This is a genomic window from Luteitalea sp., from assembly GCA_009377605.1.
Classification (GTDB): domain Bacteria; phylum Acidobacteriota; class Vicinamibacteria; order Vicinamibacterales; family Vicinamibacteraceae; genus WHTT01.
Genome location: WHTT01000071.1, coordinates 22,910 through 33,143, shown reverse-complemented (window position 1 = coordinate 33,143; position 10,234 = coordinate 22,910). Strand labels below are relative to the sequence as shown.

Annotated in this window: 6 protein-coding genes and 1 tRNA gene; 4 read left to right on the top strand and 3 right to left on the bottom strand. The window is 66.5% G+C overall.

Annotated elements, in window-relative coordinates; all coding sequences use genetic code 11:
• On the bottom strand, positions 1-357 hold a 357-nt coding region (locus GEV06_20800; protein MPZ20330.1), incomplete at its 3' end, for a hypothetical protein.
• Here GEV06_20800 and GEV06_20795 point away from each other — a divergent pair.
• Positions 266-1,201: a hypothetical protein gene (locus tag GEV06_20795; protein ID MPZ20329.1), complete on the top strand. Its 936-nt coding sequence runs from the start codon at positions 266-268 to the stop codon at positions 1,199-1,201. The two genes, GEV06_20800 and GEV06_20795, sit on opposite strands and share 92 nt — an antisense overlap.
• A gap of 41 nt (positions 1,202-1,242) precedes the next feature.
• On the opposite strand, the gene GEV06_20790 is transcribed toward GEV06_20795, so the two are convergent.
• Positions 1,243-1,318 (bottom strand) — tRNA-Ala (locus GEV06_20790).
• A 178-nt stretch (positions 1,319-1,496) separates the two neighbouring features.
• The gene (locus tag GEV06_20785) at positions 1,497-1,724 is read right to left on the bottom strand and encodes a hypothetical protein (protein ID MPZ20328.1); all 228 of its coding nucleotides are present in this window, start codon (positions 1,722-1,724) and stop codon (positions 1,497-1,499) included.
• 302 nt (positions 1,725-2,026) lie between these two features.
• On the opposite strand from GEV06_20785, the gene GEV06_20780 reads away from it, so the two are divergent.
• The 3 genes from GEV06_20780 to GEV06_20770 are packed head-to-tail and all read left to right on the top strand — an operon-like array spanning position 2,027 to position 9,997.
• The gene (locus GEV06_20780; protein MPZ20327.1) at positions 2,027-3,424 is read left to right on the top strand and encodes a hypothetical protein; all 1,398 of its coding nucleotides are present in this window, start codon (positions 2,027-2,029) and stop codon (positions 3,422-3,424) included.
• The gene (locus GEV06_20775; GenBank protein ID MPZ20326.1) at positions 3,421-6,537 is read left to right on the top strand and encodes a hypothetical protein; all 3,117 of its coding nucleotides are present in this window, start codon (positions 3,421-3,423) and stop codon (positions 6,535-6,537) included. The genes GEV06_20780 and GEV06_20775 overlap by 4 nt, the downstream gene beginning before the upstream one ends.
• Positions 6,530-9,997 (top strand): AAA family ATPase, encoded by a 3,468-nt coding sequence (locus GEV06_20770; GenBank protein ID MPZ20325.1) that lies wholly within the window; start codon positions 6,530-6,532, stop codon positions 9,995-9,997. The genes GEV06_20775 and GEV06_20770 overlap by 8 nt, the downstream gene beginning before the upstream one ends.
• Positions 9,998-10,234 lie beyond the last annotated feature (237 nt).

The following is a 10,234-nucleotide window of genomic DNA, read 5'->3' as shown; positions in this document are numbered from 1 at the left end:
GGTCATCGCGAGCGCCCGGATCTCTGTGGCGCCCATCTGCCCGAGCACCTCGGCAACCCGTCTCAGGGTACTACCAGTCTCCCACAGGTCATCGACGAGCAGAACCCGTCGCCCGTGAACCGATTCGGACCCTGCCTGGATGGCTGCAGTCAGGAGGGGTGCCCGCTCGTGCAGAGGCACGTTCTTCATCTGCTGCGTCGCCGTCGCCTTGACGGCAGCGGCGGGCAGGGATGGGACCCCAAGACTCGCGGCTATCCCGCCAGCGATGAGCAGAGCCGGTTGTTTGGTCCGATGCAAGGATGGTGGTGGCGGAACCACGCAGTCGATGACGCCGCCCCACCAGCTGTACGCGGGCATTGTGGACGTGCCCGAGTACGGCGTCCGCGGCAAACGCGGCGACTTCGAGCCGCTGATCTCCGAGGAGCTGTTCTACCGCGTCCAGGCGATTCTATCAGGCCGTGTGCCGAACACAGCGCCTCGCAAGCGCGCGCATCCGGACTTCCCGTTGCGCGGTTTCGTCCGTTGCCGCTCGTGCGGACGCGGTCTGACGGGCAGTTGGTCGAAGGGACGCAGCGAGTACTACGCGTACTACCACTGCCGCCCTGGTTGCCGAGCTGTGAACGTCGCGAAGGCGAAGCTCGAAGGACTGTTCGCAGATGAACTGGCGCTGCTTCAGCCAACGCCAGGCTACATGCGGCTACTGAAGGAATCCGTGCTGCAGATCTGGAAGGCACGGAAAGCAGCGGTGCGTGAGGAGATCGCAAACGCCGAGCGTGCAGCCAAGGCGATACCAGACAAGCTGGACCGTCTCGACGAGGCGTTCCTGTTCGAGCGTTCGATTGACATCGAGACCTACGACCGTCACGCGGAGAAACTGCGCGAGGAGCTCACGCTCGTCCGGATTGAGCGTCACTCCGGCCAGCTCGAAGAACTGGACGTGGAGGGCATCCTGGCGTTCGCAGAGCGTATCCTGCCACGTGCCGCGGATCTCTGGGTGCAGGCCTCACTCGAGCAGCGGCAGCGGTTCCAACAACTCTTCCTTCCTGACGGAATCGCGTTCGACGGAAAACAGTTTGTTCGAACCGCCGCAACTGTGCCCGCCTTCAGCTCCTTGCGGGGGATCGAGACCAGGAATGAAGGTTTGGTGGACCAGACGGGATTCGAGCCGGCTGGCGAGCCGAAGGCGAAGCCGCTTGCCTGAAACCCGGATGGTGTGCCGGCGACCGAGCGAAGCGAGGGAGCTGGTGGACCAGACGGGATTCGAACCCGTGACCTCTTGAATGCCATTCAAGCGCGCTCCCAACTGCGCCACTGGCCCACTTCTTGCCAACGGATCCGCCTTCACTCGAGTGCGGCGAGCACATCCGTCATGGTGCCAAAGTATGCAGCGGATGGCTTCAACCCCGGCAGAGGCGGATGCTCGCTCATCCTCCAGTCGAGCGGAGGCCGAGCAGAAGAATTATTCTAACGAACGTAGCACACGGCGTCAAAGAGCTTCAACGCGACTCGTTGCCCGCTGCATTCCTGTGCGCACGTGCAAGCCAGTCGGCCAATCGATCGGCGGCATCGGTGGGCGTCGCATCGTAGAAAGGCATCAAGGCTGTCCGTCCGCCGTACGGAGTGACGACCTGCGCGCGCCAGGTGTCCACGCCGACTTGCGCCACCTCGATGTGGTAGGCGTGACCGCCGATCTCATGGTCGAAGTGATGTACGGGTGTATGCACGATTGAAGACCTGGAAGCGGCAATTGTAGTCATCGGGCGCCGTGGCGCAAGCGAAAGAAGACGCGAAGGCGCCATGCACAGACGCGAATCGTCGCCGTTGACTAGTGGAGACGACAAGAAGGATCGCACTGTCTGCTTGTCCACAGGCGATGCACCACACTTCAACATCTTTTCCACAAATCGGATGCAACACTGTCAGCAGGCCGACCACCGCGGCCTCTCGCGCGTCGAAGCAAGTGAGGAATTTGACCCTAGACATCATACTCTTGTCACGCGTTGCTCATTGGGCACAAGATCGACGCGTGCGCCAATCGGCTGTCGGCCTGCTTGTGATGATGCTCGCCTCGATGACCGCGCCAAGCGCGCGCGCCGATGCGACGATCGTGCCACCGCCACCGCTGTTCCAGTTGTTCCTGGTCGACGGTGACCGCGTGCACTGTTACGGGGAGTGGGTGCGCGTCGGCGACGAGGTGGTGTTCACCGTCCCACTGGACCTCGTCGAGTCGGATGAGACGCCGCCACTGCAGACGGTGACTTTGCCGGCGTCGCGCATCGATTGGCGCAAGAGCGAGCGCTACGCCGAGAGCGTGCGCGCCGCGCGCTACGCGGCAATCCGCGGCGAGCAGGACTACGCGAAACTCGCCGCTGACGTCGCCGAGACGCTGGGCCGTATCAACGAGGCCACGAGCGCTCCAGCACGCGTCCAGATCGCCGAGGCGGCGAGACGAAGGCTCGCCGCCTGGCCCGCACGCCATCATGGATATCGCGCGGCCGACGTGCGCCAGCTCGTCGCCATGCTGGACGAGACCATCGTACGGTTGCGGCGCGCCGCCGGCGATCGTTCCTTCGACCTCGCCCTGGCCGCCGAGACGACACCACCTCGTGAGCCGCTGCGAGCTCCGCCAACCCTCCAGCAGCTCATCGGACAGGCGCTCGAGCTTGCACCACAGATCGACACCCCAGCCGAGCGCCTCGCCCTGCTCGAGCGCACATACCAGCTCGTAGATGAGCGGGCACGTGCCCTGCCAGAGCGATGGACGCGCGAGGTGGGCAAGCGACTGGAAGCGACGCTCGCCGAAGAGCGCTCGACCAACCGCGCCTATGCGCGCCTGACCAAGGCGAGCCTGGAGCGTGCGGAACGCTTGGCAGCGCGCGCCGACGTCGACGGCGTCTCGGAGCTGCGCCGACGCATCGAGCGGCGCGACGCCGCCCTCGGGCACAAGCGACCAGATGAGGTCAACGCGTTGGTCGAGGCAGTGGAGAGCAAGCTCGATGCCGCGCGGCGCGTGCGGCTTCTCCGCGATCAGTGGGCGCTGCGAGAGCCAGTCTACCGTGCGTACCAGCGCGCGGTGTCACCGGCCTTCAAGTGCTTCGAAGAACAACGTGCGGCGCTCGAAGCCATCCATACGCTGGCAGGACCCGAGGTAGAGCGTCTGGCGGAGCTCGAGTCGCAGCTTGCCGAGGCGTTCGTGACGCTCGCGCGCATCCAACCCACGCCTGAGCTGCAAGCGCCCCATGCGCTGGTGACCAGCGCCGTGCATCTCGCGCTGACGGCCGCACGCGGCCGTCGTGAGGCAGCCGCGTCGGCCGACATGCGCGCCGCATGGAACGCCGCCGCCGCTGCATCCGGTGCGATCATGTTGGCTGAGCAGGCGCGAGACGACATCGCGCGCGTGACGAGAAAGCCATCGTTTCCTTGAGCCGGACCACCCTTCTCATCCGCACCCCCGACCTCGACGCGTACCAACGCGCGATCATCGCGACGGCCTGCCTCGGTGGCCCGCTCCTCGCACTCAACCGGCTCGTGTTGGTGCCATCACAGAGCGCGGCCGAGCAGCTCCGGCAGACCATCGAGTCGCGCCTGCTCCTCGAGAGGTGGCGGCCAAGTGCCGCCGAACGTGCGACGCTCGGGCTCGCGACCGATGAGACTCCAGACGAGGCCGTGCTGATGCCGGCGCTCGTCACACGTGCAGGCATGTATCAGCACCTGCACGAGCGGTTGGGTGATGAGCGACCCCGTCTCTCGGAGCTCGCGCGCGAAGTGCTCTTCCGCCGCGCGGCAGATGAAGTGCGCCGCCGCGGGATGTCACCGCCCTTCGCCCTGCGCCCCGGCCTCCTCGCCGAGATGCTCCGCTTCTACGACGCCGTCCGGAGGCTGCGCCACACGCGAGACGAGCTCACCACGCGCTTGATCGACGAGCTTGGCGCGACGACCGACATCGATCGTGGCGCCCGCCGTCTTCTCGAGCAGACCCAGTTCCTCGCCGCGACGTTTGCAGCCTACGAAGCGCTGCTTCCGTCGACTGGCGCGCTGGACGAGCACACCTTGCGAGCCGTGCTCATCGCACAACCGGCGCCGCGACCTGTACGCCACGTCATTGTCTCGGTGGCCGATGAGGCGTGCGAGCGTGGCGGGCTCTGGCCGGCTGACTACGAGTTGTTGCAGCAGCTGCCCGGCCTCGCGCGTGTCGATGTCGTGGCAACCGAATCGATGCTCGCGAGCGGTCTGCGTAAGCGGCTGTACGCCTGCCTGCCGAACCTCGTCGAGCAGACGATCGAGTCGCGGCCGAGGTCTCGCGTCACGCTCGTTGCACCGCCCGGCAATCCCGGGGCGGCCGGGGAGACGAGCGCCGCCCGCTGGTTCGTCAGCCGTGATCGCGAGGAGGAGCTCCTGTTGTTCGCGCGCCGGCTCAAGGCGGCCGCCAGCCAGCCAGAGGCTCGCCCCTCGTCCCTCGAACCTTCCCTGCCACCGCTCGATCGCATCGCGCTGGTCTACAACCGGCCGTTGCCGTATCTCTATCTCGCCCGGCAGGTCCTGAGCGGCGCCGGCATCCCATGCCAGGCATTCGACGCGCTCCCGCTCGCATCCGAGCCGTACGCGGCGGCGCTCGATGTCGTCCTCGAGGCCGTCTCGTCTGGCTTCGTGCGGGTGGCAATCGTGGCGCTGCTGCGGTCGTCGCACTTCCTTTTCGTGGGCGAAGACCAGCAGCCGATCACCGGCGGAGATGTCGCCGCGCTCGACCGCGCGCTGGTCGATGCGGGATATCTCGGTGGCCTCGACCACCTGTGCAGACTGGCGGACCGCTGGGCTGCCGTTGCATCCCGGTCTGGGACACGGCCGCCGGAGATCCGTGCCGCTCGTGCCGCCGGCGCCGCGGCAGCGGCTGCCTCGGAGCTCGCCAGCTTGGAGGCGGATGCGCCACCCTCCGCTCACCTGCAGGGATTGCTCGATTTCTTGCAACGGCACGCAAGGCCTGGGCCGCTCGAGGGCGACCGTCCGCGGCAGCTTCGTGCACGGGCCGCCATTGTGGGAGCGCTCGAGGCGCTTCGCGATGCGCACCGCGAGTTCCATGACGAGCCCGTGAGGTTCGCCGACCTGGCGGCCGTGCTGCACCGCTGGATCGAGGCACAGACGTTCACGCCGCGAGCGGGACGGGACGGCGTTCATCTGGTCGACGCCGACGCGGCGCGGTATGGGCAGTTCGCCGGCGTGCACCTCGCCGGCCTCGTCGACGGTGAGTGGCCCGAGGCACCGACGCGCAACGTGTTCTATCCAGCGTCGCTGCTGATCGATCTCGGATGGCCGCGCGAGGCGGATCGGATCAGTGCGGCACGTGCGGCGTTTCACGATCTGATGGGCCTGTCGCAGGGTGAGCTCTCCGTCTCGAGCTTTCTCCTCGAGCAGGATGCCCTCGTCCGTCCGTCGGCGCTTCTCGAGGAGCTCGACGAGCTCGATGGGTCGCTGGTCCGGCGCGCGCTGCCGCAGATTCGCGTGACGGCAGAAGAGGCGTTGTCACTCGCGCCTGTCGTCTCCAGTGCCGTGGAGGAGCCCGCTGCCGCCTGGCTCGCCTTGCGACTGTCGCGCACGCCGGGCAATCCCGCACGATTCCGCGGGCAGGCGGGGCCGCAGGATGGCCCGACACCATCCGAGCGGGGCCCGCGCTCCCGCGTCTTCTCGGTCACGGCCGTCGAGCGATATCTGCAGTGCCCCTTCAAGTACTTCGCAGCCAACGAGCTCGCGCTCGAGCCGGATGTCGAGGAGGAACCAGGCCTCTCGGCGCTCCAGCGCGGCCGCCTGTTGCATCAGGTGCTCCACGATTTCTTCGCACGCCAGCCGTGGCGAACGGAGCTGACGGTCGAGTCGATGCCGATCGCGCGCCAAGCGCTGACCGAGGTCGTCGATGAGGCGCTCGCCGCGCTGCCGGAGCCAGACCGCACACTCGAACGGCAGCGTTTCATGGGAACAGCTGTGTCCACGGGCCTCATCGATCGCGTCCTGCGCGCCGAGATCGCTCGGCCAGGCAGGATCACCGAGCGGCTGGTCGAGCACTCGATCGAAGGGCGCTACCTGTTCGAGCAGGGCGGCGAGCAGCGGTGGGTGAGCGTGCGCGGTGTGGTCGATCGGGTTGACCTGATCCAGCCGACGCGTGCTCCAGGTGCGGGGGCTCCGCCACAAGAAAAGTGGCTGCGCGTCATCGACTACAAGATCGGACGCGCACCGCGCTCCGACGTCGCGCTGCAACCGCAGATCTACGGCCTCTGTCTGGAACAGCAGCTGGCCGGCGAGCGCGGTGGCAGGTGGCAGCTGACCGAAGCGGGCTATCTCGCGCTCGGTCTTGCCGAGCCCAACGTACCGGTGGTGCGGTCCGGCACCGCGTCGAGCGCACGATTGGCCGAGGCGACCGAACGCTTCCTTGGCGCGGTCGACGCCATCGGGCGAGGTGACTTTCGCGTGACGCCCGCAGAGCCGTTCCTCTGCGTGTACTGTGCCTTTCCGACCGTTTGCCGGAAGGACTACGTTGGCGATGAGTGATTCCTCAAGGGATCAAGGGATCAAGGGGTCAAGGGATCAAGGGGAGAGCCGCTTGCCGGATGCGGCGGCGCGCACGTTTGCGATTGATCCGCGGAACAACGTCGTTTTGGAGGCGTCCGCAGGCACCGGCAAGACGACCGTCCTGGTGGGACGGTATTTGAATCTGCTGCGTGCCGGCATTGATCCCAAGCACATCCTCGCCATTACCTTCACCCGCAAGGCGGCGGCCGAGATGCGCGAGCGCATTGTCGACGAGCTGCGGCGCGCGGCGTATACGGGCGCCCCGGCGGACCGCACGCGCTGGACGATGCTGCGCGATCGGCTCGCAGACATCGGCATCAGCACGATCGATGCGTTCTGTTTCTCACTGTTGCGCGAGTTCCCGCTCGAGGCGGGCCTCGACCCCGGCTTCACGCTCGCGGACGAGACAGAGGTCGCGCGGCTGATCGAGGAGGCGTTGGATCACGCGCTGCGTGTCTGCCAGCTGCGGGCGCGCGCCGACGAGAGCGTCGCCCTCGTGTTCGCGCACCTGTCACTCAATCGCCTGCGACGCGGCTTGGCGCACCTGCTCCAGCGGCGAGAGGTGGCCCAGCAGGCGCTCGACGGCTACCTCCGGGCCTCGTCTGGCGATCTGACGAGCGAGCAGGCGGCGGCGGACTTGGTCGCGGAGCTGCAGCATATCTTCGCCCCTCGCCCCTCGCCCCTTGCCTCTGATCCCTCGCCCCTGACCCCTGATCCCTTGGACCAGTGGCTGAGGGACGGCCCACTCGCGGCGCCGCGCTTTGCGCTTCTTGCTGCCTCACTCAGGCGGCTGATCCAAGGCCAGCTTGGCCGGCCTCCCGAGGTGCGGGCCCTTGCAGACGACCTCGGTGCCTACTTCCTCACGCGCGATGGTGCTCGACGGCAACGTCCACCGTACCCTGCGCGCGACCACGAAACGGCTGCGGCCTATCAGCGTCACCGCGCCCAGCACACGGAGCTCGCGCCGCATGTCATCCGTGCCATCGACCGGTTCGATCGCGCGCTCAACATCATCTTGGCGCGTGGCATCCGCCGGATCTTCGGCGTGGCGCTGGACCAATATCGCCGCACGCTCCAGGCGCACGGTGCGCTCGACTTCTCCGAGGTATTGGCGCACGCCGTTGGTCTGCTGCGGCAGATGGACGAGTTCTCGCAGAGTCGGTACAGGTTGGAGTCACGCTATCACCACGTCCTCGTTGATGAGTTCCAGGATACGAGCCGCCTGCAGTGGCAGCTCATCTCCTTGCTCGTGCAGTCGTGGGGCGAAGGATTCGGCCTCGTACACGACGCACCGCTCCTGCCATCGCTCTTCCTCGTTGGCGATCGGAAGCAGTCCATCTACCGCTTTCGCGACGCCGAGGTCGGCCTCTTGGATGAAGCGGCGCGGGAGATTGCCGGGTTGCGGCCAGGGACGCGCGACGTTCGACGCTCGATTGCCTACAGCTTTCGCTCGCGCCCGGAGCTGCTCGCGTTCACCAACGATCTGTTCGCAGCCATGGATGAAGGCGGCTCCGATCTGGACCGATTCCGTTACCGCCCGGAAGACCATTTTCCATTCGAGCGAAGCGAGTCAAAGGGCCGAATCCTGACTCCGGATTCCGAGCCTGCGGTTGGCCTGGCCGTTGCCGAGACCGCGGAGGCCTGCGCGGCTGCGGTTGCCGCTGAAATTGCGCGGCTTCTCGGGCAGGCGGAGGTCCGGGACCGACAGACGAAGATGCGGCGGCCCGCACGTGCCGGCGACGTGGCCATCCTCTTTCGCTCGCGCGAGAGCCACCGTGAGTTCGAGGCGGCGCTCGATGCGCGCGGCATCCCCGCCTATGTGTACAAGGGGCTCGGCTTCTATGACACCGACGAAATCAAGGATCTGATCGCGCTCATTCGATACCTTGCCGCCCCCGAGTCGTCGCTCCGTGCGGCGGCGCTCCTGCGGTCGCGTTTCGTCCGTGTATCCGATCGCGCATTGCGGATGCTCGCTCCGAGGCTCGCGTCCACGTTGACCGACCCGGAACCGCCGCCGGTCATCGCGCATCTCGACCAGGAGGATCAGCGGGTCTTCATGCAGGTGCGGCAGAGCGTGCCACGGTGGCTCGCGCAGGTCGATCACGTACCGCAGGCCGAGCTCCTGGACCAGATCGTGAGCGAGACTGCGTATGCGTTCGAATGGCAGGGACCGCGGCGGGCGCAGGCGCGCGAGAACGTGAAGAAGCTCCGTGGCCTGATCCGTCGCATCGAGAACCGCGGATATGCGACGCTCGCGCGTATTGCCGATCACCTCGATCGTCTATCTGCGGGCGATGAGTCGAATGCCATGGTCGACGCGGAAAATGCCGTCAACCTCATGACAGTTCATGCCGCCAAGGGGCTCGAGTTCCCGATTGTCTTCGTGGTGAACCTGGCGCGAGGCACGGGCGGTATGCCGGAGCCGGTGCGTCTGGTGCTGGATCGCGGTGATGGGGCCTCGGCCGTTGCCGTGGGTGCAGGCGACCGGGCCGTGGAGGAGCTGGAGCAGCGGCGCAACCGCGAGGAGACCAAGCGGTTGCTCTACGTGGCGGTCACACGCGCCAGAGATCGCCTCTACCTTGCAACACTGCTCCGCGATCGGACATTCAAGCCGGGGCGCGGAAGCCTCGGTGAGGTGATCCCCTCAGACTTCCAGCGCGTGATCGCAGAAGCACAAGCCTACACACCTCAGGGCGGTCGCACCACGTGGGTCGGAAAGAGCGGTGCGCACGCGTTGTACGTTTGCCGTGCCGAGAACGTTGTAATAGAGACGACGGCGGCAAGCGCAGTCGCGGCGATGGACCGGTCGTTGCCCGCGGGGTTGGCGCCGTTGGACGTTGGCTCAACCGTCACGCGGCTCAATGTGATTGAAGTCGCGCGCGGTCGCGCCGAAAAGATCAGAGAGGCACCGAGCGTAGCGGTGACAGGCAGCGAAGCTGATAGCAGTGACGTTCTCGTGGGTCGCCTGGTGCATCGCCTGCTGCGCTTCGGTGTGTCGCCGGCGGAGGACGCGACTGTACTCGCCGAGAGGGCGCGCTCGCTGATCGAGCCGGACGAGCGATTGTCGACAAGCGACACCGACGAGCTCGTCGAGGTGGCAGTCGATCTCGCGAGTGCCATCGGGAAGCGCGACGAGGTGGTGGGTGCGTTGGCGGCTGGCGATGTTTACTCCGAGGTGCCGTTTGCGGTTCGGGCCAGGGTAGACAATGCGACATGGTCGACCGACACGGAATTACTCGCCGGATCACCGAATCCGAACGGCTGGATCGTCCGTGGCACGATCGACTGCCTCGTCGTGGGCGCAGACGAGGTGTCGGTGATCGAATTCAAGACGGGGCGCTCGCGGGCGACGGACCAGCGCCAGCTCGAGCTCTATGTGAGGGCGGCGGAGGCCATGTTTCCAAACCATCAGGTGCGTGGCTTACTGGTCTACCCGTAACCGGTTGTATTCGCGGCGTTAAGGGGACGTAACTTCTGGAGGGCTGGTTGCGTCTATAGGAGTAGGTAAGGCTTTCGAGCCTTTATGGGACCACTGCAGGAAGGACCGACCGGCCGGGGAGTCGCATCACGCGCTCAGCCGAAGGGCCGGGTAGCCCGCCAGGCATTGGGTCGAGACTGACTCTCGAAACCAGCTTGGCGTCAACTTTGCAACGTGGTCGGGTAGGAGGTCACCACG